Origin of the sequence: Hespellia stercorisuis DSM 15480 (assembly GCF_900142165.1) — a bacterium.
Classification (GTDB): Bacteria; Bacillota; Clostridia; order Lachnospirales; family Lachnospiraceae; genus Hespellia; species Hespellia stercorisuis.
Window position 1 is genome coordinate 35,346 of sequence record NZ_FQZY01000018.1, and the last position, 26,964, is coordinate 62,309.

Annotated in this window: 27 protein-coding genes; 3 read left to right on the forward strand and 24 right to left on the reverse strand. The window is 48.6% G+C overall.

Going from position 1 to position 26,964, the window contains the following annotated elements; translation table 11 throughout:
- Nucleotides 1-176: 176 nt before the first annotated feature.
- The 12 genes from BUB85_RS07265 to rsmH form a co-directional block, all read right to left on the reverse strand.
- Entirely contained in the window at nucleotides 177-506 is a 330-nt protein-coding gene (locus BUB85_RS07265) for a metal-sensing transcriptional repressor (RefSeq protein ID WP_073107630.1), read from the reverse strand.
- Nucleotides 507-688: 182 nt separating this feature from the next.
- Nucleotides 689-1,057, reverse strand: coding sequence for a DUF1667 domain-containing protein (locus BUB85_RS07270; protein WP_073107633.1), 369 nt, complete (start codon nucleotides 1,055-1,057; stop codon nucleotides 689-691).
- Nucleotides 1,051-2,286 carry an NAD(P)/FAD-dependent oxidoreductase gene (locus tag BUB85_RS07275; RefSeq protein WP_073107767.1) on the reverse strand — a complete coding sequence of 412 codons (1,236 nt, stop codon included), beginning with the start codon at nucleotides 2,284-2,286 and terminating at the stop codon, nucleotides 1,051-1,053. Before BUB85_RS07275 ends, BUB85_RS07270 begins: the two co-directional genes overlap by 7 nt.
- Nucleotides 2,287-2,368: 82 nt before the next feature.
- The gene (locus BUB85_RS07280) at nucleotides 2,369-3,817 is read right to left on the reverse strand and encodes an NAD(P)/FAD-dependent oxidoreductase (protein WP_073107770.1); all 1,449 of its coding nucleotides are present in this window, start codon (nucleotides 3,815-3,817) and stop codon (nucleotides 2,369-2,371) included.
- Between the two features lie 159 nt (nucleotides 3,818-3,976).
- The gene (locus BUB85_RS07285; RefSeq protein WP_073107636.1) at nucleotides 3,977-4,681 is read right to left on the reverse strand and encodes a FadR/GntR family transcriptional regulator; all 705 of its coding nucleotides are present in this window, start codon (nucleotides 4,679-4,681) and stop codon (nucleotides 3,977-3,979) included.
- The gene (locus BUB85_RS07290; protein WP_073107639.1) at nucleotides 4,678-5,508 is read right to left on the reverse strand and encodes a deoxyribonuclease IV; all 831 of its coding nucleotides are present in this window, start codon (nucleotides 5,506-5,508) and stop codon (nucleotides 4,678-4,680) included. Before BUB85_RS07290 ends, BUB85_RS07285 begins: the two co-directional genes overlap by 4 nt.
- A gap of 54 nt (nucleotides 5,509-5,562) precedes the next feature.
- A complete protein-coding gene (locus tag BUB85_RS07295) occupies nucleotides 5,563-6,321 on the reverse strand; it encodes a GTP pyrophosphokinase (protein WP_073107642.1) in 759 nt (252 codons plus the stop codon).
- A gap of 131 nt (nucleotides 6,322-6,452) precedes the next feature.
- A complete protein-coding gene (locus BUB85_RS07300) occupies nucleotides 6,453-7,859 on the reverse strand; it encodes an MATE family efflux transporter (protein WP_073107645.1) in 1,407 nt (468 codons plus the stop codon).
- A gap of 21 nt (nucleotides 7,860-7,880) precedes the next feature.
- On the reverse strand, nucleotides 7,881-8,093 hold the full coding sequence (locus BUB85_RS07305; RefSeq protein WP_073107648.1) for a hypothetical protein: 213 nt from the start codon (nucleotides 8,091-8,093) through the stop codon (nucleotides 7,881-7,883).
- A gap of 266 nt (nucleotides 8,094-8,359) precedes the next feature.
- Nucleotides 8,360-8,830, reverse strand: a complete 471-nt coding sequence (locus BUB85_RS07310) for a DUF6773 family protein (RefSeq protein WP_242945375.1) — start codon at nucleotides 8,828-8,830, stop codon at nucleotides 8,360-8,362.
- Nucleotides 8,817-9,032, reverse strand: coding sequence for a helix-turn-helix transcriptional regulator (locus tag BUB85_RS07315; RefSeq protein ID WP_073107652.1), 216 nt, complete (start codon nucleotides 9,030-9,032; stop codon nucleotides 8,817-8,819). Before BUB85_RS07315 ends, BUB85_RS07310 begins: the two co-directional genes overlap by 14 nt.
- A gap of 378 nt (nucleotides 9,033-9,410) precedes the next feature.
- On the reverse strand, nucleotides 9,411-10,541 hold the full coding sequence (gene rsmH / locus BUB85_RS07320) for a 16S rRNA (cytosine(1402)-N(4))-methyltransferase RsmH (RefSeq protein WP_330392253.1): 1,131 nt from the start codon (nucleotides 10,539-10,541) through the stop codon (nucleotides 9,411-9,413).
- Nucleotides 10,542-10,753: 212 nt separating this feature from the next.
- Here rsmH and BUB85_RS07325 point away from each other — a divergent pair, with 212 nt between their 5' ends.
- The 3 genes from BUB85_RS07325 to BUB85_RS07335 are packed head-to-tail and all read left to right on the forward strand — an operon-like array spanning nucleotide 10,754 to nucleotide 12,350.
- On the forward strand, nucleotides 10,754-11,200 hold the full coding sequence (locus BUB85_RS07325; protein ID WP_073107659.1) for a GatB/YqeY domain-containing protein: 447 nt from the start codon (nucleotides 10,754-10,756) through the stop codon (nucleotides 11,198-11,200).
- 42 nt (nucleotides 11,201-11,242) lie between these two features.
- Entirely contained in the window at nucleotides 11,243-11,611 is a 369-nt protein-coding gene (locus BUB85_RS07330; RefSeq protein ID WP_073107664.1) for a VOC family protein, read from the forward strand.
- Between the two features lie 28 nt (nucleotides 11,612-11,639).
- On the forward strand, nucleotides 11,640-12,350 hold the full coding sequence (locus BUB85_RS07335) for an MBL fold metallo-hydrolase (RefSeq protein WP_073107668.1): 711 nt from the start codon (nucleotides 11,640-11,642) through the stop codon (nucleotides 12,348-12,350).
- Nucleotides 12,351-12,410: 60 nt separating this feature from the next.
- Here BUB85_RS07335 and BUB85_RS07340 read toward each other — a convergent pair whose 3' ends face one another.
- The 12 genes from BUB85_RS07340 to BUB85_RS07395 form a co-directional block, all read right to left on the reverse strand.
- Nucleotides 12,411-13,331 carry a substrate-binding domain-containing protein gene (locus BUB85_RS07340; protein ID WP_159434625.1) on the reverse strand — a complete coding sequence of 307 codons (921 nt, stop codon included), beginning with the start codon at nucleotides 13,329-13,331 and terminating at the stop codon, nucleotides 12,411-12,413.
- 194 nt (nucleotides 13,332-13,525) lie between these two features.
- Entirely contained in the window at nucleotides 13,526-14,191 is a 666-nt protein-coding gene (locus tag BUB85_RS07345) for an HD domain-containing protein (protein ID WP_073107679.1), read from the reverse strand.
- A 45-nt stretch (nucleotides 14,192-14,236) separates the two neighbouring features.
- Nucleotides 14,237-15,997: a GGDEF domain-containing protein gene (locus BUB85_RS07350; protein WP_159434626.1), complete on the reverse strand. Its 1,761-nt coding sequence runs from the start codon at nucleotides 15,995-15,997 to the stop codon at nucleotides 14,237-14,239.
- Nucleotides 15,998-16,355: 358 nt separating this feature from the next.
- On the reverse strand, nucleotides 16,356-17,090 hold the full coding sequence (gene pflA / locus BUB85_RS07355; RefSeq protein ID WP_143160675.1) for a pyruvate formate-lyase-activating protein: 735 nt from the start codon (nucleotides 17,088-17,090) through the stop codon (nucleotides 16,356-16,358).
- Nucleotides 17,091-17,240: 150 nt separating this feature from the next.
- On the reverse strand, nucleotides 17,241-19,493 hold the full coding sequence (gene pflB / locus BUB85_RS07360) for a formate C-acetyltransferase (protein ID WP_073107692.1): 2,253 nt from the start codon (nucleotides 19,491-19,493) through the stop codon (nucleotides 17,241-17,243).
- Between the two features lie 276 nt (nucleotides 19,494-19,769).
- Nucleotides 19,770-20,411 carry an ABC transporter ATP-binding protein gene (locus tag BUB85_RS07365; RefSeq protein ID WP_073107697.1) on the reverse strand — a complete coding sequence of 214 codons (642 nt, stop codon included), beginning with the start codon at nucleotides 20,409-20,411 and terminating at the stop codon, nucleotides 19,770-19,772.
- A 5-nt stretch (nucleotides 20,412-20,416) separates the two neighbouring features.
- Nucleotides 20,417-22,042, reverse strand: a complete 1,626-nt coding sequence (locus tag BUB85_RS07370; protein ID WP_073107702.1) for an ABC transporter permease — start codon at nucleotides 22,040-22,042, stop codon at nucleotides 20,417-20,419.
- 189 nt (nucleotides 22,043-22,231) lie between these two features.
- Entirely contained in the window at nucleotides 22,232-23,473 is a 1,242-nt protein-coding gene (locus BUB85_RS07375; RefSeq protein ID WP_073107707.1) for a sensor histidine kinase, read from the reverse strand.
- Entirely contained in the window at nucleotides 23,466-24,149 is a 684-nt protein-coding gene (locus tag BUB85_RS07380) for a response regulator transcription factor (RefSeq protein WP_073107710.1), read from the reverse strand. The genes BUB85_RS07375 and BUB85_RS07380 overlap by 8 nt, the downstream gene beginning before the upstream one ends.
- A gap of 316 nt (nucleotides 24,150-24,465) precedes the next feature.
- Nucleotides 24,466-25,350 (reverse strand): ribokinase, encoded by an 885-nt coding sequence (locus tag BUB85_RS07385; protein WP_073107776.1) that lies wholly within the window; start codon nucleotides 25,348-25,350, stop codon nucleotides 24,466-24,468.
- A 130-nt stretch (nucleotides 25,351-25,480) separates the two neighbouring features.
- On the reverse strand, nucleotides 25,481-25,882 hold the full coding sequence (gene rbsD, locus BUB85_RS07390) for a D-ribose pyranase (RefSeq protein WP_073107713.1): 402 nt from the start codon (nucleotides 25,880-25,882) through the stop codon (nucleotides 25,481-25,483).
- 22 nt (nucleotides 25,883-25,904) lie between these two features.
- Nucleotides 25,905-26,957 (reverse strand): ABC transporter permease, encoded by a 1,053-nt coding sequence (locus BUB85_RS07395; RefSeq protein WP_073107716.1) that lies wholly within the window; start codon nucleotides 26,955-26,957, stop codon nucleotides 25,905-25,907.
- Nucleotides 26,958-26,964: the final 7 nt, after the last annotated feature.

The window sequence follows — 26,964 nt, forward strand, 5'->3', positions numbered from 1 at the left end:
ACTCACCTTCAGACTTACCGGCAAACTCATCCGGCAGCGATTAGGGACAGAGCAAAAGTGCAATTGGGGACGTAGCAAAGTTGCAACTTTGCTACGTCCCCAATTGCACTTTTGCTCTGTCCTCAACCCGCCACTTTGTGCTTCATGCACTTGAAGCGGGGCATACTTACGAGCGATCATTTCATATATCGGTCTATCGCGTGATTCAGTTCCTCGATCATCTGCTGGTCACCATCCTCCACCGCGTGTACAATGCAGTGCTCGATATGATCCTTCAGGATCACTTTGCCGGTGTTGTTCAGCGCGGATTTGACCGCAGCCAGCTGAATCAGCACTTCGCTGCAGTCCTCGCCATCCTCCACCATCCGGCGCACCTTGTTGAGATGGCCGCTGGCTCTGGCCAGCCGGTCAAGCACCTCTTTTGTATGAGTGTGGTTGTGACCATGATTGTGGGGGACCTGCTGCGGTTCCTGTTCATGCCCCTCCTGTGTATGTGCTTCTTTCATTCTCATCACCCTATTCTATACTATGTATGACTTTTTAGCAAAGCGGACATTCCGAGTCCGATTCACTGCATCCTCATAATTGCTCAGATAAAATTATTTTACGTGATTCCCGATGATTAGTCAACCAGTCAATGCAAATGTCTGTGCAAGATCCGATACAGCAGAAAATGTAAGATCGCCAATTACTTTTCACATTCCGGTACATTTTTTGTGGCAACGATATCGCTGCCCAGTGAGAGCACATCCCGAATTACCACCTGCCCGGAAAACACCGGTGCCTGCAGCGTCACTTTTTTCACCTCTTCCATCACCCGAAAAATTTTATCTTTCGGAATGGCGGCGGTCGTTCTCACACTTGCCAGCGGCAGGGTTCCGCCCAAAACAGCCACGGAGCTTGCGATCGTCCTTCTCGGTGCCGTCAGTTCCTGCCGGACGTATTCTTCACCTCTCGCACAGGCCGCCCCCTCGATCCTTCTGATCTCGGTTCCTTCAAACTCTGCCGTGACATCACATCCATTCGGACACACGATACATGTAAATTCTTTTAGCATTCCACACACACCTCCAATGCTCCGTCTCTCTTCATACGCTCCGCCTTCACCGGAATCTGGATCATCTCCGCGGGGATTGCCTTCTTCATCTTTCTGGATGCAATCGTCTCCCCGTTCTGGCGCACCACGATCGTCACATCCTTAAACTGTTTTCTGACACGCATGGCCAGCTTCACATCCTGCGTTCCGCTGACTTTCTGCGGAATCGTATGATTGATATTCTCATCGGCAGTCACAGGAATCCTGCACGCCTGCAGCTTTCCGTCGCACACGTACCGCGCGGCTCCCTCCGCCAGTTTTTCCGCCTCCATGGAAACAAAATCAACCAGATCATGTACATGCAGCACATTTCCTGCAGCGAAAATCCCCTCCTGAGATGTCTGGAAATTTTCATCCACGACCGCGCCCTTGGTTCGCCCATCCAAAACCACCGATGCGTCGAGAGAGAGCTCATTCTCCGGAATCAATCCCACCGACAGAATCAGGGTGTCACAGGGATAGACTTTTTCCGTGCCGGGAATCGGTTTCAGACTCTCATCCACCTCCGATACCGTGACTGATTCCAATCTGGATTTTCCTGTAATCTCCGTCACCGTATGGCTCAGATACAGCGGAATGTCATAATCGTTGAGACACTGCTGAATATTTCTCGGAAGTCCGCTCGGAATGGGCAGGATCTCGAAAACTGCCTGCACATGTGCCCCCTCCAGCGTCATGCGCCGCGCCATGATCATTCCGATATCACCGGAACCCAGGATCACCACCTCTTTTCCGGGCATCCGGTTATACAGGTTGATATACGCCTGCGCCACACCCGCCGTGAACACGCCGGTCGGCCTCTCCCCGGGAATCCCCAGCACTCCTCTGGTCCGTTCCCTGCAGCCCATCGTCAGGATGACCGCTCTGGCTCTCCATTTTCTGATTCCGCCCCGCGTGACAACGGTGACCACCTTGTCCTCTGTGATCTCCGTCACCGCCGCATTGGTGATGTAGGGAATGTGCAGTTCCTCCACCGCATCGATGAATCGCTGCGCATACTCAGGCCCACTCAGCGTCTCCTTGAATCTGGTGAGCCCGAATCCGTCATGGATACACTGGCGCAGGATTCCGCCCATGGTTTTCTCCCGCTCTACGATCAGCACACTGGTAATCCCCTTCTCATACAGTTTTACCGCTGCCGCCAGCCCTGCAGGGCCTCCCCCGACAACCAGCACATCTATTTCCTGCATTTTTTCTATTTCATCCGTCTCTTCTATTTCTCTTATTCCTTCCACTTCTCTTGTTCTGTCAAATGTTTCCATCGTGCACCTCCTATCTCACCTTTCCGGTAAACATATACGCACCCTGTCTGTTATAGCAGATTTCTTCCGGCTGCTGTCCCAGTTCCTGCTCGATCATCTGCGTGATCCGCATCTGGCAGTATCCGCCCTGACACCGTCCCATCATCGAACGTGTGCGGTATTTGACTCCGACCACTGTACTCACCCCCAGCGGATTATGTATGGCTTGCAATATCTCCGCTTTCGACACTTTCTCACAGCGGCAGATCAGCTGACCATAATCTGGATTTTTCTCAATAGCTTCTCTCTGCTCCTCTTCCGTCATCAGCGAAAATCTCCGGATCCCTTTTCTTTTCGGGTTAAATTCCTGATTCTTCTCCGGATGCTCTCTCCCCGCCAGCATGGACGCCACCATTCTGCCGATGGGCACCGCGGCCGTCAGACCCGGAGACTCGATTCCCACGAGGTTGATTGCCCGGGGCGCGATTTCTTCTCTCATCTCAATCCGAAAATCCTGAATAACGCCATTTTCATCCACCCACTTCGGCAGGATTCCGGAATAGTTTCTTATGTAGTCCGCCTTTCTAATGCAGGGCCACAAGTCCGATGCGCTCTCAGCCAGATAATCCATATTTTTCTGTGAGACGCTGTAATCTGTAAAATCCGTCACCATATCTGCATTTGGTCCAATGATTACGTTCCCGTCCGTCGTATTGGTCACATGAATCCCCATATATGTATTGCTGGGTACCGGATATACAGGCATAGGGAGCATTGCCCCTGTCCGCTGATCCAGGATAATGTAATCCCCCTTGGAGCCAATGATCTGATACCCGGTGATTCCCAGCATATCCGAGATTTTCCCACATCCCAGCCCGGCACTGTTCACGACCCACCGCGTCCGGATCTCATCTGTTCCCGCAGTGATGCAGTATTCATCCGCCTCACGCCGGATGGCCGTCACCTCGTGGTCAAAGAGATATTCCGCGCCGTTTTCCGCCGCATTTTCCGCGAGTGCTATGGTATAGATAAACGGATCCACGATCCCGCTGTTCTCCGACAACATCGCAAATTTCCCCACAACGGCCGGAACCAGCCGGTGCAGTTCTTCCTCATCAATCAGACTGAGCCCGGCCGCGCCGTTTTTCGCGCCCTGCTCCATGGTCCGCTCCAGCGTTTCCATATCCTCCCGGGTATTGCCGACCAGCACCTTCCCGCACCGCTTAAACGGAATGTCCAGTTCCTGTGCCAGCCTGTCAAACTCCCGGTTGCCCTCCACACAGAGCTTCGCCTTCAGGGTACCGGTGTCATAGGCAAATCCTCCATGAACCACCCCGGAATTTCGTCCGCTCGTCTCATAACATACATCCAGGTTCTTCTCCAGGACCACAATATCCAGCCTGTATCTGGACAGCTCCCGCGCGATCGCGCTCCCGACTACACCGCCGCCTATCACGGCAACATCGTATCTCTCTTTCAATCCGCACACCTCTTTCTTTGAATCCAGCCTCATATTCATCCAATGAATTTTCTTTATAATAACATCACGTCTCCATTTTTTCAAGCATTTATGAATATTTTTGTAAAAAAATAAACCGGTACAGGATATATTCATCCAATGTATCGGTTTTTATAAAACTTATATTTCCCCGGATTTTTCGTCCTTCTGTTCCTGCTGGTACCGCTCGTGATTATACAGAATGTGATAGAGCATCTCCTGCTGCGCCTCCAGCGCCTTCCGCCCGGCAATCGCCTCGTAGATATTCCGGTGCGCTTTGATCGTGTCCTCATACTCCGTCACACTGACCTCCCGGGAAAAAATCTCGATTCCCTCCGTGATCACCGGAATCAGGTTGACCATCATCGTATTGTGTGTGCACTCCGCAATCTTTTTATGGAAAAGAGCATCCAGCTTTGAATACTCCTCCCGCTTCATCATCTTGCTCTCAAGCTGCTCAAGAATCTCTCGAAGCTCACTGACTTCTTCCGCCGTCCCATTCTCCGCCGCCAGCGCCGCAATAGACGGCTCGATGATGCTCCTCACCTGCAGCACGTCCCGGGTCAGCTTCTTCTTATCCTTCACCATGGCAAATCCGAACGGATCGTCCACCACGCCCTGCTTCTCCGATAGAAATGTCCCGGCCCCCTGCCGGATCACCACAATATTCCGGCTCACCAGAACGCGCAGTGCCTCACGCACCATATTCCGGCTGACCCCCAGGATTTCTGCCAGTTCCGGCTCCGTGGGGAGCTTATCCCCCGGCCGGTAATCCCGCTCCTGTATCAACTGCAGCAGTCCATCCACAGCCTTCTCTCCCAAAGTTAATCCCTGTTCCCTCTTCATGCCACACTCCCCCGCAAAAGTTCAATCTCCTTCTTGTACCCGGGAAGCTCATTGGGCGTCTCCAGGCAAAATGGCAGACCCCGCAGTTTCGGGTGATTGATGATCCGCACCATGGCCTCCAGCCCGATGCTGCCCTCCCCGATCTTTTCATGGCGGTCCTTGTGACTCTCAAACGGATTCTTACTGTCATTGAGATGAATTGCCCTCAGCCGGTCCAACCCCACGATCCGGTCAAACTCTTCCAATACTTCATCCAGATGATTCACGATATCATACCCGGCATCGTACACATGGCAGGTGTCCAGGCAGACGCCGATCTTGTCGGTCAGATTCACTCCCGCTATGATCTCATGCAGCTCCTCAAAGCTCCGGCCGACCTCCGTTCCCTTTCCGGACATGGTCTCCAGAAGCACGGTCGTGGTCTGCTCCTCAGTTATAATGTCATTGAGCATCTCCGTGATCAGACGGATGCCCTCTGCACTCCCCTGCCCCACGTGACTTCCCGGATGAAAATTATAATAATTTCCCGGCACGTATTCCATCCGCTGCAGGTCATCCTTCATGGTCAGATGTGCAAATTCTCTTGTCTCTGCCTTGGCCGAACACGGATTCAGAGTGTACGGCGCATGCGCTACCAGTGTCGCAAATTCATGCTCTTCCAGAAAGCGTACCAATGCCGCAGCATCCTCCGGATCAATTTCTTTTGCCCTGCTCCCCCGCGGATTGCGCGTGAAGAACTGGAAGGTATTTGCGCCGATGGAAACGGCCGTCTCTCCCATATTCAGAAAGCCCTTCGATGAGGATAAGTGTGCTCCTATATTTAACATATCAGTCTCCTGTTTCTTTTTTTATTCGCTTCTAAGTCTATGCGTTCTGTTTTCTCAATCCTCCAGCAGGTCATTGATCTTCTCCATCTCATCCTCTGCCTGATAAATCAGGCGGCTGCACTCATACAGCTTCGCGGTAAAGTCGATCTCACATTCCTGGTGCAGGGATTTGTACTTCAAATCATGCTCCAGACTGGCCCACAGATCCATGGCCAGCGTGCGGATCTGAAGTTCCACCGGAACCATCTGCTTTTTGCCCATAAAATATACTGGAATCCGAATGACCAGGTGAAGACTTCGGTACCCGTTTCGCTTCGGGGACTGCACATAGTCCTTCTCCTCCATGATGCTGATATCATCCTGCGCCATAATCCGCTCTCTCACCAGATAAATGTCCTTCACATAAGGGCAGACGACACGCACCCCGGCGATATCGTATATATTATTGCAAGCGGAAGACAGTGTCAGGTCAAGATCCTTCTTCTGGAGTTTCCCCAGAATACTGTCCGCCGATTTCAATCGTGTGTCAATATGATGAATGGGGCACCGCTGTTTCCGAAAATGAAATTCATCCTTGATGATCTCCATTCTTGCCGTCGTCTCGTTCATCGCCGCATTGTACATGCGCAGGATGGGATCCATGGTCTGGGAAAACTGGTCCTTCATGTTCACGATCCACTCCATGTTGTCTCCCTGCCGTACGCCCCGGGGAATCAGTTCATTTACCTCCAGCGTTCCTTCCAGCATCTCTTCCCGTTCTATTGTAACATCTGTCTCTTTTATACTAATTATCTCTTTTGTCTTTTTTCTCATGGCTACCTCTTTTTAAGCATACTTTTTCAGGAATTTTTTCCCAACTGTCTTTATCTTACCAAAAAAGCGTTTTTGATACGTGAAAACCACATGAACAATTTATTAATTTACCGTAAATTAAGACATCCTTCTCAATCCGCTTTGCTGTTTCCGACGGATTTCTTTCCGCTCAGTCTTGGCCATACCGTCAGTAACATCGCCACATAACAGGCCGTTCCCCCGATGTAGTTGCTGACTGGCTCTGCATAGAACACACCGTCCACACCCAGAAATCCGGGCAGCAGCAGCGTCAGTGGAACTACAATGAACGCCTTGCGGAGGAGACTGAAGAACACGGCATGCCTGCTGTAGCCCAGCGCGACAAACGTTGCCTGCCCACTGAACTGCAGACTCATCATGAAAAATCCACCGAAGAAAATCTTCAGCGCCGGTGCTGCCAGTGTGATCAGATCTGCATCCTTCGTAAACATGGCAATGAACGGATGCGGGAAGAGATTGATCACGGCCCAGATCACGACGGTATAGCTGATGGTGACCAGACTCATAAACTGGATTCCTTTTTTCACCCGCTTATATTCGTGTGCGCCGTAATTATACCCCAGAACCGGCTGTGCCCCCTGTGTGATTCCCTGCGCCGCCAATGTAAAGACTTCCCGTACAGAATTGAGAATTGTCATCGCCCCCACGTACAGATCGCCGCCCCAACGCTGAAGCATCGCATTGCAGACAATCTGCGTGAGACTGTTTGTCACCGCCATCACAAAGCCGGACAGCCCCAGTCCGAGCACTTGTAAAATCAATTTCCCGTCATCCAGTCTCAGCCACTTCTTCTTTATCTTATAGATTGCCTTGTCGCTCAGCAGAAAATGAAGCGCCCACGCAGCACTGATTCCCTGGCTGATCACCGTAGCCGCTGCTGCTCCGCGGACCCCCCAGCCCAAAACGAAGATAAAAATCGGATCCAGAATGATGTTGCACACAGCCCCAAGCAGCGTGGTCGCCATTCCGATCCGTCCAAACCCCTGGGAATTGATAAACATGTTCATCCCCGTGGCCGTCATCACAAACAGTGTTCCCAGCAGATAAATGCGCAGATAATCTGCCGCGTACACATAGGTCGCATCCGATGCGCCGAAGGTATAGAGAATCGGCCTCATGAACACATATAGAATCACCATCAGAACCACACCTGTTATCATCAGCAGAACAAAACAATTCCCCAATAGTTTTTCCGCGCGCTCATGATTCCCGCGGCCACGCTCAATGGAACACAAAGGCGCACCGCCACTGGAAAACAACAGACAGAACGCAGTGATCAGGCTGATGATCGGGAAGTTCAGTCCCAGCCCCGTCAGGGCAAGGGATGCATCTGCTCCCATGTGGCCAATGTAGATACGGTCCACTAGATTATAAAACACCTGCACAAGCTGTGCCACCGTCATCGGAATGGCCATGAGGAGTATATTTTTCCACATGCTCCCTTCCGCGAAATCATTCGTTCTGTTTTTTGGATCTGTTTTTTCTTTGTTCTCTCCCATTGCTTTACTTCTCTCTCACTTTTAGTTCTTTATAGCATATGCTGCCGTCTTCCTGTCATCCGCAGTGCAGTTCGATTCCGCTCCGCTCTTTGCTATCACGTATATCATATCACATTTTCTTCGAATATGGCAGAGTGATTCGCCGGTGCGATTCACCTCCCAGCCATCTTTTTCACCCCGAAAACCGTCCTCCCGGTTCAGTGAAACTCCGCTGTCTGCGACGCATTTCGACATTTTTCTACTTAAATTCGCTTCTTTATAATTTTCTTCTTTTTACTTAAGATTTCTTTTAGAATTTGCACACAATTTGGACATTTTCTCTGGATATACTAGATTCAGATAGTAAACAAATACTATCGCCCCCTCATAAAGTACAGGCAGTGATATATCGCCCTCCAACGAACGATGTTTCTTCTGCCAACTTTACTCTCATTCCTTTAGATAATAAAAGAAAACCTCCGTAGCCGATACTGCGGAGGTTTTCTTTTTTTGCTGTTTGTCTACTCTTCCGGATCATCCGGTCCTTCCAGCTTATCTTTTCTCTTGTTATAAATCGCTGTTGTCGCCATAAATAAAACAAAACAGCAGATAAAAGTACTTATGAACATGAATATTCCCGTTGCGATAGATCCCGCCAGCTTGTGGTAATTCACATAGGACTTTATAAAATAGAATATCGCCATCCCCATTCCACCCAATACACTGAACACAAGGTTCGTCTTCATCGTCGGTTTGAATTTGCGATCCCAGATTCCGTTTCTCAGACATGCGATCAACATATACAGGCACAGACACAGAAATACGATGAGCTCTCCCGCTGTATTTTTCACCATATCTTCCCCGCCTGTAAACGTCTGAACCGCCAGCACTGCCAGCAGTCCCCAGAATGCAAGCCAGCATCCGTTGTGTTCAATTTTCAATAATTTCTGTTCCTGCATCTCATCCAACTGACTTTTATTATTTTTCTTCATCTTTTTCATCCTCCCAGAATAATTCATCTAATGATTTTCCAAGCACTCTGCAAATGGATCGGCAGAGCTTGATCGTTGGATTATATTCTCCCTGTTCGATTGCATTCATCGTCTGCCTTGAGATGCCGACCTCCTCGGCAAGCTTCTTCTGTGTCATGTCCAGCTGTGCCCTGGCCACCTTAATCGGAATGTTACGTGCCATTGCGATCACTCCTCTCTTCTTTCTTCTCTTTTTATGCCTATATCATATCACTTGTTTTACATTATGTCAAGTATATGCGACATTTGTATTATTTTAAAGTACTTTTTGTAATCTTTCAAGTCTGCGCGTGGTGTTTATCAAATAAGCAGCATAGCAAGATGAAGCTCTGTGATCCTTCGAGCTCAGCATATTGTTTATCAGATGTTTGTCAGACTTGCCCCTCTGATTTTCTGCACAAAAAAATAGCAGAAAAAGAATCCCGTCACCAGATGATCTGTCTGAAATCTTTTTCTGCTATTTTCGTAAATCGGTCATACTTCATGTCTGCGTTTCCGGCACCTTCTGCGGCTTTCTGGGCAGGTCTCTCCGCCTGTTTTCCTACTCGCTCCGAACTGCCCAGCGCATCTTCGTGGAGCGGGCACGCGGATTCAGTCTGCACTCCTCCGCCGAGGGGCGGATTACGTCCGTGGCTGCATCGCTGTAGATTCCCGCCCGTTTTAGTTCCTTGAACGAGCGTTTCACCAGCCTGTCTTCCCCCGAATGGAACGTCAGAATCGCCACTCGTCCGCCCGGTGCCAGCACATCGGGCAGTTTTTCCAGAAACTGATAGAGCACTTCAAACTCACTGTTCACATCGATTCGCAGTGCCTGAAAGGTTCTCTGACAGGACTTTTTCGCGCTCTCCTTAAATTCCCTTTCCGGCAGAAAACTCAGGGTCTCTTCTATAATCCGGCGCAGATCCTGTGTCGTCTCGATCTTTCCGCCGCGCTTCAGCGTCGTCATCACCGCCTTCGCAATCTCCTCCGCATAAGGTTCATCTGAATTTTCAATCAGCATCCCCTGCAGCTCCTCCTGATCGATCTCCCGCAGACGTTTTGCTGCGGATTCTCCCTTCTCCGGATTCAGGCGCAGATCAAGTGGTCCCTCCGTCTTGTAGGAAAACCCTCTCTCCGGATTGTCGATCTGCATCGAGGAGACGCCCAGATCCGCCAGCACAAAATCAAACGGTCCGTCCTCCTCCGCCACCTGATCGATATCCGCAAAATTCATGTGATGAATCGTCAGAATTTCTTCTCCGAATCCGGCCTGTTCCAGGCGGGCCTTCGTCTTCACCGACTCGATGGGGTCTATGTCCAGCGCATGAATGTGTCCCTCGCCCTTGAGGCACTTTAACATGGCCTGCGTATGGCCACCGTACCCGAGCGTCGCATCCAGCCCCTTCTGCCCCGGCTGGATCTGGAGAAAATCCAGGATCTCATTCACACAGATAGAAATGTGCATTCCCGCAGGCGTACTCCCCTTCTGCACAACCTTCGCAATCGTATCTGCATACTTTTCCGGCTGCAGCTCCTTATACTTCTCCTTGAAATTTCTCGGATGGGTCCCCTTATAACGCACTCGCCTCTTATGAGGCTGCCCCGTTGTCCCCGGTTCCGTCCCGGACACATCTTTTCTATGTCCCGCTGTATTGCCATCCTTTTTATTCTCAAATTCCATCTTGATCTCCATTCTCTATTTTCTTCCGCCACCATAATTCACGTCTCTATTCTACATGAGAAACCTCATTCCTGCAACATCCAGCATGTTACTGTTCACTGATAAATCTGTTCCAGTAACCCAGCATTCCCTCGCACTTGAAAAGTGACCCAAATTCTGCTAAGATAAAATGCAGAACATACAGATACTCTGCACTGTTCTACTTAAAAACGGAGGTAATCAAAATGAGTAAAATCGAAGAAGTAAGAAGTGCCATGGTCGCTGCTATGAAATCCGGCGACAAAGAGAAGAAAGAATCCCTTTCCCTGCTGTTATCAGCCCTTAAAAATAAAGCAATTGACAAGAGAGCCGATCTGACCGGGGAGGAAGAGATACAGGTAATCTTAAAAGAGATCAAGCAGACCAAAGAGACACTGGAGCTCACCCCAGCTGACCGCACCGATATCATCGCTGAGTGCACGAAGCGGATCGCAGTTCTGGAGGAATACGCTCCGAAGATGATGGGCGAGGACGAGATCCGTGAAATTATCACCGGTGTTCTGGCAGATCTCGGACTGGACGCACCTACCGCCAAAGATAAGGGAAAAATCATGAAAGAACTGATGCCAAAGGTCAAGGGAAAGGCTGACGGCAAGCTCGTCAACGACCTTGTTTCTACATTTTTCCAATAAAATGCAACCACAATTCATCATTCAGAAAAGGAGAACTACATTATGAAACTGACATTTGCTCACAACAACTTTAATGTACGAAGCCTTAAGGCCTCTCTTCCATTTTACGAAAAAGCACTCGGGCTCACAGAGCATCACCGCAAAGAAGCTTCTGACGGCTCTTTCACGCTCGTGTATCTGACCGACGGCGTGACACCGCATCTTCTGGAGCTCACAGAACTCAAGGAGTGGGACAGACCGTATAACTTAGGAGACAACGAATTTCATCTTGCGTTTGATGTGGATGATTTTGAGGCGGCGCACGCACTTCACAAAGAAATGGACTGTATCTGCTTTGAGAATCTTGACATGGGCATCTACTTTATCGCAGACCCGGACGGATACTGGCTTGAGATCGTACCTGCCAAATAACCCTGCTTTTCAGATTATGGAGAATTGAATGAACATAACTTATATTGGCCACAGCGGCTTTTCGGTGGAGCTGGAGAACAGTATCCTGCTTTTCGACTATTTTGAGGGCGTGATTCCGGCTTTTCCACCCACCAAACCGATTTACGTGTTTTCCAGTCATTTTCATCATGACCACTTTAATATGGATATTTTCAAACTGGCGGATCAGTACCCTTCCGTCACTTATATTCTTTCCGACGACATTCGCAAAAAATACAACCGGAATTATTTTCTGCGGCATCACGTAAATGAGCAGACTTACGATTCTATTTATTTTCTGCCGGAGCATACCGACCGGACGATTGGGGCGCTCAAGATCACCACGCTTCTATCCACCGATGAGGGTGTTGCATTTCTCGTGGAGAGCGAGGGGCTGACCATTTACCACGCCGGTGATCTTCACTGGTGGACGTGGGGCGGCGAGACGGAGGAAGAATACCAGGAACGGACACTCGGCTACCAGACGGAAATCGCAAGACTTTCCGACATTCCGATCGATGTCGCATTCCTTGTACTGGATCCCAGACAGGAGGAGGACCGTTTTTTCAAAGGTCTCGATTATTTCATGAGAAATACCGACACCAGACTGGTCTATCCCATGCATTTTTGGAAAGACCCTTCCGTCATCGACAAATTCCTGAATTTGGAAATTACGGCTCCATACCGAGAACGCATAATGACCGGCAGCTTTTATCAATAAGCTGCCGGCCATTTTTATAGTCAAAACGGATATTCGCAATCCGCTTTGCTACTTGCCCTTCTATTCATATACTTCCAGATACTCCCAATTCTCGATGTTACTGGTATAGATCCCCTGAATCTGGTCTGTTGTAATATCCTCTAATCCATTTTTCTTATTCACGATCACCACGATTGCATCCTTCGCAATCGTCTCGCTCTGGAACACCGCTTTTTCATAGCTGTAGAGATCCCTGGAAACCATTCCGAAATTGCTCTTCCCTTCCATCACATCCAGCATTCCTTTGTTAGAATCCGAGGTCGTGACCTGAACCTCCGCCCCTGGATTTTCTGTCATGTAAGCGGCGGCAAGCACCTGCATTATCGGTGCCATGGAGGACGAGCCACTGACTGCGATCTTCCCTGTCACATTTTTTTTCAGATGAATCCCCGTATCTCTCGCCGCAATGTAGTCCGTATCCGCAACGATCCCCTGACCTGCGCTCTTGAGATACGTCAGAAAATCATACTCCAGATCTGTCAGTTTTCCGTTGTAAATCAATTGCAACGGGCGTGTCAGCTCATAATTGCCATTTTTAATATTTTCTTTCGTCGGTTCCATGCCGTTCACATTTACAATTTTGACATCTGCGCTCTCCATATCTGAAGCACCCATGGAAACGTATCCAATTCCGTCCTCCGTCAATTCAATCTGACGAAGCATCTCCTCTGTGGATCCCGTGACTGCGATCTGATCCGATGTGCGATCCGTCTTCGTGCCGTATGCATCTACCTCCACCAGACCGGTGAGTTCTCCAAATGCACTTCGTGTCCCTGAACCGTCTTCTCTGGTGACCGCCACGATATTTCGTCTCTCTTTTCCGTCATCTGCATTCACTGTAAATACCGCGCTCTTCGTTCCCACGACCGCGATTACACCTGCCAAAAGCACACCGCCAAGCACCAGCAGTTTTCTTTTTCCCAACATCTCTTTCATCTTCATCCTATCATCCCATCCCTTTGTCTGCACAGTTGACTTCGCACCTTTGCATTCCATCTGCCGCTGCATTTACAGGTAAAACAGCTGTTTTGACCGGGTGCTTCATACTCCCGCGCTGTCTTGTTAGGAACAGTGTAACAAATACGGGTAAAACTCAAATCGAATAAAAGTTAAATCTTGGTAAAGTGTCCCGTGTATCACAGCACCTTGCTTCCATTGGCCGTCAGCTTAAATTTCGATCCCAGCAGTTCCGCCGCCCGCCGGCACATCATCATCCGCTCCAGAAAGATTTCAAAATACTCATACATCGTGCAGATCTTTTCATCAATCTGCAGATTCAATGCAATCACACTTTTATCCGGGCTGATCTTCAGCTTTGCCTCGGTTACCGCATAATTCACCCTGTCGTGAATGTCAAAGCTGGACCTGTCCTTGTTGCGCACACGGTTTCTGCGAACATCCGTCTTATCTGCAATAATCAATGCCGCAGATACCGGATCCTGTGCGCCCCCCGTGGACTCATCGTGGCAGGCGATGGCGGACACCACGGTCACCCGGTCAGTCAGCGGAAGGTCTGTAGTCTTCAGGATCTCATTAGCCAACAGTGCGCCGTATTCCGCATGGTGGCTGCGGTTGATTGCATTGCCGATATCATGCATGAATCCCGCAATCTTCACCAGTTCTATATCATGCCTGGAATATCCGAATTTCTCCAGAATCATTCCGGCGCGCTCCGCAACCACGGAGCAGTGTTTTTCTGAATGGTCTGTGTAGCCCAGAACGCCCAGATTCTCATTTCCTTTTCGTAGAAATTCCTTTACTTCCTCATTTTTTTTAATTTCTGAATATTTCAACTGTAACACTCCCGTCTGTTATTGCATCCATTACAAAGATGTTTTTTTATCCTTTTATATCGTTTTGATCATATAGCAGTCCCCCTGCTTCTGTTTGCACTTTTTCTTAATCTCCGCGATCTTTCTTGAAAATTCATCTACTGATTTCACATGCTGTTCCAGAGAAATCAACACAGAAACAGAGAGCGACGCCAGCGGAAATTCTGCTTTCAGACCATTTCTATCCTTGGATACAATCCATCCCCGTTTCCTATCCTCCGGGCTGTAGAGTTCCAGAATGGCTGCATGGAACTTTGCAATCAACTCTTCACACAGCTTTGCCGCCTGGTCTTTCCTTCGGATCACCACAAAATCATCTCCGCCAATATGTCCCACAAAATCGTCTTTTTCGCAGGTATCGCGCAGTACGTCCGCAAGGGCCTGCAGCATCAAATCTCCGTTGTTAAATCCGTAGGCGTCATTGTACGCTTTGAAATTATCAATATCAATATAGATGGCCGTAAAGTCCTGCCTTTCGCAGATACATCCGCTTATCACCTCTTCGATCTTTTTGTTCCCCGGAAGGCCGGTCAGTGGATTGGCATCTACCGCACGGGAAATCTGGATATTGATCGCCGTCTCCAGCAGATCCTTCAGCGTAACGATTCCCATGTACTTCTCGTCTCTTGTCACCACAACCGCATCGTACAGCATGTCTCTCGGTCTTGCCATGGCAAGCTTCGATGTCACCTCAATCGAAGTGGAGGCATCCACCGCCAGACAATCCTTCGTCACAAGCTCCCCCGCTGTATCCCTCGCATGAAGTGTATAGCCATATCTTCCTCCAAACAGCTCCATAACTCTTTTTCGGGTCAGCATTCCCAGCACATAATTTTGGTCATCCACTATACAGATTTCCGTAATATTTGGATTCTTTCTCATAAATTCGTATATTACTTCCCCCGACTTTTCCGGAGTGACAGTCTCCTTGGGAGAGCATATATATCCCACTTCTCCTAGAATAGATGGTGCAAAATTATGTGGGTGATGCTTGCGGTACATACTTACAATCCGTTTTCTGATGGTCTGTTTTTCCTCCTGAAATTTTTCCAGCGGCATTCCCAGAAAGAATCCCTGCCCCAGATGTACACCAAGTCGGATGATTTCCTCCATCTCCTCCTCATTTTCTATTCCCTCCGCAATCAGTTCGATACCTGCTGCATTACCAAACTGAACCATCCCCTGTACCAGCGACTGCTTTACCGAATCGTTGTGGATGTTGCGCACAATGCTCATATCTATTTTCAGAAACTGTGGGTGCAGTGCGCAGATCCGGTTGAGACCTGAATAGCCACTTCCCACATCATCAATTGCAATCTGGTAATCCTGACGTTGATAGTGCTGCACGATTTGTTTGAACATCTTTACATCTTTGATTGCAGAGTGTTCTGTAATCTCGAAAATAATATTCTGTGATTCGATTTCATATTTCCGAATCTTCTTTCTCGTAAATCCGCTGATAAATTTTTTGTCATTGATAACGTTGGGGTCTGCATTCAGAAATAATTTTTTTTCGGCAGGAAGTTCCCTGGCTTTTTTCAACGCCCTCACCCGACAGGTCTCCTCCAGTCTCCAGAGATTTTTGGACTTTCTCGCATAAGTAAAAAGATCTTCTATCCCCACAGCATAAGGATCCTCCGTAATCCGGCTCAGTGCTTCATATCCATATATTTCCCCTGTTTTCAAAGATACAATCGGCTGAAATACTGATTTTATTTTCTTATTCCGGATGACATTCTCCATCCAGAGTTCTACCTCATTTTTTTCTCCACTCAATTTCATTATCTCCTCACGGAAACCGTCCTTTGTACGTCAGATACCAGGAGCACGCCTCGTTTCCTTCCATTATATCCTGTGGGGTTCTCGTATAGCTTCACCCATGTAGACTATCACTCTGACGTAAAATATAAGAAATACTCTTCGTAAAAACTGTGTAAACTCGCACACAATCGTGCAGATTGCCTGCCCCAGATAAAACAGACGCCGAAAATAACTGCCGGACTTCACATATTTTTCCGCATAAAAAAAGAACCGCCGGACCAGCACAGTTCATACAGTACATGAAATTTTCCAGTATCCTGCGATACCGCCCCTGTATGATTTATGCTTGACACGACAGCCCTTTTTCCGAGTCTCAGTCCCCGGACGCTCCCAGAATCTCACGCGCATTCTTCACGCGCTCATCCGTCGGTGGGTCAATTCCTTCCAGCTGATACTCAAGTCCCAGTTCTTTCCATTTGAACACGCCCAGTGTGTGATAGGGAAGTACTTCCACTCGCTCCACATTGGTCAGCGTATCCAGAAATGCTCTCAGGCGGTGCAGATACTCATCTTTATCACTCCGCTCCGGCACCAGCACGTGACGGATCCATACCGGTTTCTTTATCTCTGACAAGTACGACGCCATATCCAGAATGTTCTGGTTGGTACATCCGGTCAGAATCTGATGCTGTTCATCGTCGACCTGCTTGATATCCAGCATCACAAGATCCGTATACTTCATCAGTTCCTGAAACTTATCAAAAAATACTCCTTCTCGGGTAAATGGATTTCCACTGGTATCCAGTGTGGTGTGCACGCCCTTTGCCTTTGCTTTTTGGAACAGTTCTGTCAGGAAATCAATCTGCAGCAGCGGCTCTCCGCCACTGACCGTGATTCCGCCCTTCGCGCCCCAGTATTTCTTGTAGCGGAGTGCCTTCTCCAACAGTTCATCTACCGTATATTCCGTCCCCGTCTCCATCTGCCAGGTGTCCGGATTATGACAGAACTGACACCGCATCGCGCAGCCGGTCGTAAATATCACATATCTCACTCCGGGACCATCCACAGACCCAAAGCTTTCTAACGAATGAATATATCCTGTCGTCATGTTTTCTCCTCCCATTGAACATCCGCCCATTTTAAATTTGCGTTCAGCAAATGGGCCGACTTTGAGAAGATACACAAAGGGAAGCAAATATCTGCGCTGCAGTTGCTTCCCTCTTTTGTATATCTTAATATCTTAATGTCTTACTGCGTCTTACATTCTGTCGTGGCAGGTTCTTGCGATAACGTCCATCTGCTGCTCTCTTGTCAGGTCGATGAATTTTACTGCATATCCAGACACACGGATCGTGAAGTTTGCGTACTCCGGTTTCTCTGGATGCTCCATAGCATCCTCAAGTACTTCTCTTCCGAATACGTTCACGTTCAGATGATGTGCTCCCTGATCGAAGTAACCATCCAGTACATGTACCAGATTCTCTTTACGCTCAGCATCATCATGTCCCAGTGCTCCCGGGTTGATGGTCTGTGTATTAGAGATTCCGTCAAGTGCTTCCTCATATGGAAGTTTTGCAACAGAGTTCAATGATGCCAAAAGACCATTTTTCTCTGCGCCGTAAGATGGGTTTGCTCCCGGTGCGAGTGGCTCGCCTGCCTTACGTCCGTCTGGAAGTGATCCGGTTGCCTTTCCGTAAACCACGTTGGATGTGATTGTCAGGATAGATGTTGTAGGCTCAGAATCACGATAGGTATGGCATTTTCTCAGTTTGTGCATGAAGGTGCGAAGCAGCCATACTGCAATGTCGTCTGCACGGTCATCATCGTTACCGTATCTCGGGAAGTCTCCGTCGATATCAAAGTCTACTGCCAATCCTTCATCATCACGGATTACTTTTACCTTTGCGTACTTAATTGCGCTCAGGGAATCTACCACATGAGAGAATCCTGCGATACCTGTTGCAAATGTACGTCTTACATCAGTGTCGATGAGTGCCATCTCTGCTGACTCATAGTAGTATTTGTCGTGCATGTAGTGAATCATGTTCAATGTATCTACATACAGCTTAGACAGCCATTCCATCATGGTGTCATATCTTTCCATAACCTCATCATAGTCAAGGTACTCAGCTGTGATCGGTCTGTAAGCCGGTGCAACCTGCTGTTTTGTCTTCACATCAACACCACCGTTGATTGCGTACAGTAAGCATTTTGCAAGGTTTGCACGTGCGCCGAAGAACTGGATTTCTTTTCCTGTCTCTGTTGCAGATACACAACAGCAGATTGAGTAGTCATCTCCCCATACCGGACGCATTACATCATCATTTTCGTACTGGATAGAACTTGTCTGTACGGAAATGTATGCTGCATACTTCTTGAATGATTCCGGAAGCTCAGAAGCGTAAAGTACTGTCAGGTTTGGCTCCGGTGAAGGTCCCATGTTCTCCAGTGTATGAAGGAAACGGTAGTCAGTCTTTGTTACCATAGAACGTCCGTCCATACCGATACCTGCAACTTCCAGTGTAGCCCATACCGGGTCACCTGAGAATAACTGGTTGTAAGATGGGATTCTTGCGAATTTTACCATACGGAATTTCATAACCATGTGGTCGATGATTTCCTGTGCCTGTGCCTCTGTCAGAACGCCTGCTGCCATGTCCTTCTGAAGATAAATATCAAGGAATGTAGACACACGGCCAACACTCATTGCTGCACCATTCTGGGTCTTGATTGCTGCAAGGTATCCAAAGTATAACCACTGTGCAGCTTCTTTTGCGTTTTTCGCAGGCTCAGAGATATCGAAGCCATATGCTGCTGCCATCTCTTTCATGTCTGCCAATGCGCGGATCTGCTCTGCAACTTCTTCTCTCAGACGGAAGTCAGTACCCTTCATGCCATGTCTCTCATAGATGTCTTTGTCTTTCTTCTTCATCGCGATCAGATAGTCAATACCATAGAGAGCAACACGACGGTAATCGCCGACAATACGTCCTCTTCCGTATGTATCCGGAAGTCCTGTAATGATCTTGTTGTGACGTGCTTTTTTCATCTCATCTGTGTAGATATCAAATACTGCCTGGTTATGAGTTTTGTGATACTTTGTGAAAGTCTCATGCAGCTTTTCACTTGGCTCATACCCGTATGTTGTACAAGCCTGCTCTGCCATCTTGATTCCACCGTATGGCATGAATGCACGTTTTAATGGTTTGTCGGTCTGTAAACCAACTACAGCTTCCAGATCTTTTAACTCCTCACTGATGTATCCTGCTCCATAAGCCGTAAGTCCTGATACGACTTCTGTCTCCATGTCAAGCACGCCGCCTTTAGCACGCTCTTCCTTCTGAAGCTCCTGAAGTTTTCCCCACAATTTTTCTGTTGCATCTGTAGGTCCTTCAAGGAATGATTCATCTCCGTCATAAGGAGTGTAGTTGTTCTGGATAAAATCGCGAACGTTAACTTCTTCTTTCCAAAGTCTTCCTTCGAAACCTTCCCACTGTTCAAACTTAGCCATTTTTTTGTCCTCCACTAAAAAATATTTGTTCGAGTTAGAAGTAACTTACTCTTGGTTTCACCTCATATTAACAAATATAAATCACTCCGTCAATGATTGTATCTAAAAATATCCAATCCGATTGACATTTTTTTATCAATCGATAAAACATCCATAAAAGTGCCCAAAATCAAGGCTCTCTTTTGTGAATGTTTTTTAATCATACAAGCGTGCTTGTGCTATTTTAACTTTCCTGGAGCTCTTGTCAGCTGCAGGTAAAGCGGTCGATCCTGCCCGCTACTTTATGGCACTCAGCCGATACACCTGATCGGCCGCCTCCGTCACCCGCGGAGAGTGGGTGATGACGATCACACACTTTCCAGCCTCCGCCAGCCTGCGGAATGTCTGAAGAATTTCCTCCTGCGTCTCCTCGTCCAGATTTCCAGTGGGTTCATCCGCCAGAATCACCTCCGCATCTGTGGCCAGTGCTCTCGCCACCGCCACTCGCTGCTGCTGCCCGCCGGAGAGCTTGAGCACCCTCCGGTTTGCCTCGTCCTCATTCAGTCCAACCTGCTCCAGCAGTTCTTTTGCCTTCTTCTTTTTATCCGCCGCTTTCACACCCGCAATGTCCATGGTGAGCACCACATTTTCCGCGGCAGTCAGATTGGCCAGCAGGTTAAAGCTCTGGAAGATAATCCCGATTTTCTTCCCCCGGTACTCATAGCTGTCATAGGAGCGGATATCCGTGTCATGGAAATATATCGTTCCATTCTTCGGCGTCGCAAGTCCCGAGATCAAGGACAGCAGTGTCGTCTTTCCTGCTCCCGACTTTCCGGCAATCGCATAGATTTTTCCGCTTTCAAAGGTATAATTCACATTGTCCAGTACCTTTTTATTTCCATAATTGAATCCGATATTTTCTAATTTTAATACTTCCATATGTCCTAGTCCCTTCCTGCCAGAATCGTAAGTGGCTCATATTTCATAATCGTACCCACCGATACCGCACCTGCAATCAAGGATACCAGAATGCAGATTCCAAGCACCTCCAAAAGCATCACAATGTCAACCGACGATGTAATTTCCGACACGTAGTCTGCTGCCTGCTGCCCCGGAGCCGCCATGCCCATGCCGCCTTTCATATTGCCGCCCGTTCCGCCGTCTGTACCTCCGTTCACTCCGCGCCCGAAGGACTTCTGAGTACTTGCTGCCGCCTCTTCCTGTGCTGCCACCTGTGACTCCAGTAAGGAATTGGCAATCGGTACAGAAACCACGCTCCCGACTGTTCCGCCGATGATGACCGCCATCAGGGTAATGGTAAATATTTCTGCCATGAACTGCACGGCAACCTTTGATTTCTTCATTCCGATTGCTGTCAGCACACCGATCTCATATTTACGCTCTCTGGTGCTGAACATATTGAACACCATGAGGATGATCGCTCCGATCACCAGCACAACAATGAGGAAATATTTTGCCAGCCTGCTGAGCGTCTCCAGCGGCACCAGACTCTGGGTGTAGTTCGTGTAATCGGAAGAGGATACCGTATACATCTCATCCAGTCCCAAATTCTTCGCCTCATCCTCGAATTTTTCATAGTCCTCCACCGTGTCGAACACATAAGTTCCTGCCGTAGCCGCCGTCAGCTCAGAGGACTCCTCCTGCCCGCTGTACGCATTGGTCACAGTTGTTGCTGCCGCCGCAGAATCCGCCACAATCTGATCCAGCGCTGCCGTACTCATCAGGATCTGGTTGGCCGGGTCGATCATGGAAAAGGAATTGCCGGACGTCTCACTGCTGCTGTAAATTCCCACCACGCTCAGTTCATACGTCTCTGTATCCAGACTTGGATTTACCACCGTGATCTTATCTCCGACAGAAATGGAGTTGTAGAGTGCCAGTTCCTCAGAAATGATGCATTCCATCTCCGTGCCGCCTTCCGCAAACACACTTCCCTCCGTGACACTGTTCGTGCCATCCACAAATGCTGTCATCGCCTCATCTGAGGAATAACCAACCAGTGAGAACTCCCCGGTGCTTGCCATCATGGCCGCTTTTTCGCCCATCTGCATACCGCCGCGTTCCATTCCCTCAGCTGCTTCTGTTCCATCCGATGCACCTGCCGGTGCTGTGGCAGAGGCTGTGTCCTCCGCCGCCGCGGATTCCTGTGCTCCGGATTCCGTCTCCTCACTGTCCGATACCGGTTCCAGTGTGTCACTTCCATTTACAGAAGCAGTCTCTGTGTAATAAAAGGACTTCACAGACTCCGCCTTTGCGTAAGTCTCCAGCTCATCGATTGTCAATCCCCCCGACATTCTGTCGTGAAAGGAGGACTTATCCACCGTTCCGTCCTCCGAGCTGTTCTGCTCCATCACAGCCGAGCGGTCTGCAGTGATCTGCGCCGTCACAGACATCCCGTTTCGCGTCGTCTCCTCCGCATTTTTCGCCGCCTGCCGAATCGTCAGACTGACACACACTGCAACGGCCACAACGAGAACAATGATTCCCATCAGGATGCTCCGCCCCTTCGACCTCCATACATTTCTGATTGCATTTTTTATAATATACATATTCTCCTCCATCTTTCTCTTTGTTCTGCAATACAGACACTGTATCCGAAAAAGATTGAATGAATATTGAAGACGGCTGCTGTTCACAAATTCTACATATATTCCTCTGTCTGCTTTCTCATATGTCCAAAAAAAGATACAGCCCGACAGAACGCCATCGAAGCTGTATCACTGTTATTTCATTATTCTTTATATTTTCACCCAGAATGTCGTCCTGCCAGACCCACACTCTACACCAATTTTCCCTCCGTGATGTTCCACGATATTCCTGGCGATGGCAAGCCCCAGTCCGTATCGCCCTGCACTGCGGTTGCGGGACTTATCCACGCGATAAAACTTTTCAAAAATCTTTTCCCGGTCTTCCTCCGCTATCGGTTCTCCCCGGTTAATCACACGCAGGATTCTTTTTCCACGCTCTTCTTTTAATTCCACGTATACTGTGCTGCCACGATCTGCATGCTTGATGGCATTGTCCACAAGAACTCCCACGACCTGCCTGAACTGGCTCTCGTCTCCATGAAAAGTAATTCCCGGCTCCACAGACTCCTCCAGCTGCAGTCCGTTCTCATATGCCACACTCTCAAAAGGCAGGCTGGCATTCTCAACCGCCCGGCTCAGGTCAAACTCGGCAGACACATCTCTGGTATCCGGGTTCTCCAGGCGTGCCAGTGTCAGAAGTTCTCGAATCAACACACTCATCTTTCCAATTTCTTCTTTAATATACAGAAAATACTTGTTCTCCCCGTACTCCAGTTCCAATGTATCAATGTTGGCATTGATCACCGTGATCGGCGTCTTCAGTTCATGTCCCGCATCCGCCACAAATGCCTTCTGCTTCTCAAAGGTCTCCTCCACCGGCTTTACAAGCCAGCGCGACAGAAACCAGGAGATGACAAAAGAAGCCGCGATTCCGAGAATCAGAATGATTCCGGAAAAAAACAGGAGTCGTCTCTGATTTTCGAACGCCACACTCATATCGACAAATGCAATTTTTGTTGTCGCATTATTCTCCACTGACCGATAGACCACATCACCGATCCTGCCGGATGTCTTTTCGTCTGCCTTCGCTTCTTTTGCCAGCGCATTGATTTCTGTCTCCGTATAAGAGGCGGAATTATTGACTGAGACTGTCATCTCACCAGCCGAATTCATTGTCACCACAAAAAACTGAAAATTCCGGTTCAATCCCTCTTTATGATCCCCCATTTTCTGCGTCTCCCGCGGCGGAATCATTTCCGAATCTGCCTGTTTCTTTTCAGCAATGCCTCCAGCTTCTTTCTCCATATCCATCATTCGAAACAGCATGGCATTTGCCGACTGCATCCCGGACTGATAATTCGAGATATTCACCACCAGAAGCACTCCCAGGAACACCATTGCCAATATCCCCCAGATTACCAGTATGATCTTTTTTCGCAGTTTTTTAATCATGGCTCTCCTCCAGATGATACCCCATCCCACGCACGGCGCGAATCTGCACTCTGGAACCGATTGCTTTGACTTTTTTGCGCAGGAAGGAGACATAGACCTCCACATTATTGTACTCTGCCTCGCTCTCATATCCCCAGATTTTCTCCGTGATCTGTTCTCTGCTTATAATCTGGCTGGAATTGCGCATAAAATACTCCATCAGCAGGTACTCCTTCCTCCCCAGCTTCATGCTCTCACCGGTCACCGTACACATAAACTCCGGCCGATTGATGCGCATGGTCACATCGCCAAAGGACAGGACCGAGATGTCCGTCTCCCCCCTCCTCCGGCAGAGTGCCCGCATCCTGGCCAGCAGCTCCCGCATCTCAAAGGGCTTGGTCAGATAATCATCCGCTCCCAGGTCCAGACCGTTCACCTTGTCATCCACCTCCGCACGCGCAGTCAGCATGAGCACCGGCGTTGTCACTTTTTCTTTTCGGAGATTTTGTAACACAGTAAACCCGTCCATCCCAGGCAGCATGACATCCAGGATCACGGCATCATAAATCCCCGTCAATGCCTGCTCGTACCCACTCGTTCCGGTGTACTCGACATCCACGGTATATTCCTCTCTTCGAAGTCTCTCCGCCACAATATCGGCAAGACTTTTTTCATCTTCTATCATCAAAATACGCATCTGCATTCTCCTCGCTGTCTGGAATCAAGATTGCGAACTTGTTTCGCAATTACCTCTTTCTATTATACATAAAAACCTTGAAGAAAAATTGAAAACAATGCATAATAATGTTCTTATATATCAGCCCCATGCTGCTCCATTGCACTCTCTTTCTTTGCACAAAAAAGCACAGACCGTGCATTTGACGTAGATGAAAAAAGAACAATGTTCTGTAATCAGACTTACGTGTCAAAGCACTGCCTGTGCCGTATGTATCCATGATATGTATCCATGGTCTGCAGCATTCCGGAAGATTGGTGAAACAGATTCCGCAATGTTACAGCTGTATTGTCTCCACTTCCTCCACCGTTGGAATGGAAGTCGTCGCACCAGCTCTGGAAACCGCGATTGCGGATGCCTTCGCACAGCGCTCTAAAATTGCCGGAACCGGCATATCTGCCAGCAGTCCACCGATAAAGTATCCGGTAAAGGTATCCCCTGCCGCCGTGGTATCCACCGCCTGCACCTTGAAGATCCCCTGTGCAAAAGCCTGGTCTTTGTCGCGATATCTCACGCCGTCTCCACCCAATGTCAGCACCACCTTTGAATCCGGAAATTCCTGCATCATGTAATCCAGAATCTCATCCGGGTTCTTGTGCCCGGTCATCATCTCTCCCTCGATCTCGTTCATCAGGAAGATCGACACCTTATGGAAATCGCAGTCATCCAGCGCGGAATCATAAGGGGACGGGTTCAATGCGATCGTCATCTTTTTCTCGTATGCCTTATCAATGATATATGGCATCTCGTTGATCTCATTCTGGAGCAAGAGAATATCCCCCTCTCCAAAATCACTCAGTACAGAATCCACCATCTCTTTTGTCACTCTGCGGTTCGTTCCACCGTAGAGCAGGATGCAGTTCTGCGCATTCTTGTCCACCTGAATGATCGTGTGACCGCTTCTTCCTTCCAGTGTCCGGATGTAAGTCGTATCGACATTGCTCTCCTTACAGATATCGAGAAACATCCCGCCGTCCTCACCAATCACTCCTGCGTGATAAACCGGCACTCCCGCCTTCGCCAGTGCGATAGACTGATTCAAGCCTTTTCCTCCGCCAAATGTGTTCATCCCTCCGGAACAGAGCGTCTCCCCCGGTCTCACCATGTGATCTACATTGTACACATAGTCATAATTCAACGATCCAAAATTCAATACTTTCAATTCGTCTCCTCCTTTTGCCGGATTTCCCACATTCCCCACTATATGTTGAAATCCTTTTTGATTTTTTGTCTTTTTAAAAAGGGATGAGAAGTATTTTCTCATCCCTTCCTTTAACATTATTATCCCCTAATCAAGCCGGAAATGCAACTCCTGCTCTCAAAATAATGTTCGGATATGGTGTAAATTCTCCCGTGCGGATTGCAAATTTGACATCTTTGGACATCACTTTCAAATCCTCATGAGGAATCATCTCGTGCTCTACCCCCGACAGCTTTTCTTCTATGTATTTTAAGAGTGCCGGGTTTTTCTCCACAATCTCCTCCGCCAATGTATAGAACTCCACCTCTGCCTCACCGAGAACCGCATCCATCGTCTGAACAAATGTCGGAACTCCGCCGCAGAGTGCCAGATCAACGATCGGGACTCCTTTCGGGATCGGCATGCCTCCATCTCCTATCATAAATGTGTCCTTGTGTCCAAGTCCTGCAATATATCCGGCCAGCTGGGCATTGATTATTCCGCTTTTCTTCATGCTTTTCTCCCCCTCGCTGATTTTATTTGCTCTCGTTACGTGCCTGAAGTGCCATCTTTGCCTGCAGATTTCTCTGGAACTGGTCAACGATTACGGCTGCGATTACCACGATACCCTTAATAACCTTCTGCCAGAACTCAGATACGCCGCACATGGTCATACCATCGTTGATTACACCAATGATAAATGCACCGATAATGGTTCCACCGACTGTACCGACACCGCCCGCCATGGATGTTCCACCGAGTACCGCTGCTGAGATTGCATTCATTTCCCATCCCTCACCGGTCGCCGGATGTGATGCAACAAGCTGGGCTGCCGAGATCATACCTACGATAGCAGAACAGAAGCCCGAGAACATGTATACGAGGGTCACATCTTTATTTACCTTAATGCCGGATAATTTTGCCGCCTTTGTGTTGCCCCCGATTGCCAGAATATGCCATCCAAAGGCAGTGTATTTCAGGATAAATGCCGCCACCAGCGCGATGAGAACCAGAATGATAACACCTGCCGGGATCCCCAGTATACTCTTTCCGAGTGCATCAAATCCGGTGTTGCCGAGTGCTTCATTTCCTGTGATATTAGAGAATGTCGCACCGCCCGATCTTAAGTTCGCAAGACCACGGGCAATGTTCATGGTACCCAGTGTAGTGATAAACGGCGCTACATTAAATCGTGTGATGATGATACCGTTCAGGAGACCGATCAACACACCTGTCAATGCTCCGATCAGCATTACCCACGGTACTCCGAAATATACTGTCACGCCAAACATCTTCAGCGTAAGTCCCTGGTTGATCAGACCACCTGCGATCATTCCCGCAAGACCTGCCACAGAACCAACAGACAGGTCGATACCTCCTGTGATGATAACATACGTCATACCGATACCCATGATTCCATATAATGCAACGTGCTTCGCAACTGTAAGTCCAGTGTTAATCGTGAAGAAGTTCGGGGTCGCAATACTGAAGAAGATAATCAGCACTGCTAAAATCAATAATGTTCTTCCTTTCAGCAGGGTCATCACGATATTGGTATTTCCCGCCTTTTTTGTACTTGTATTTGCCATAATTCAA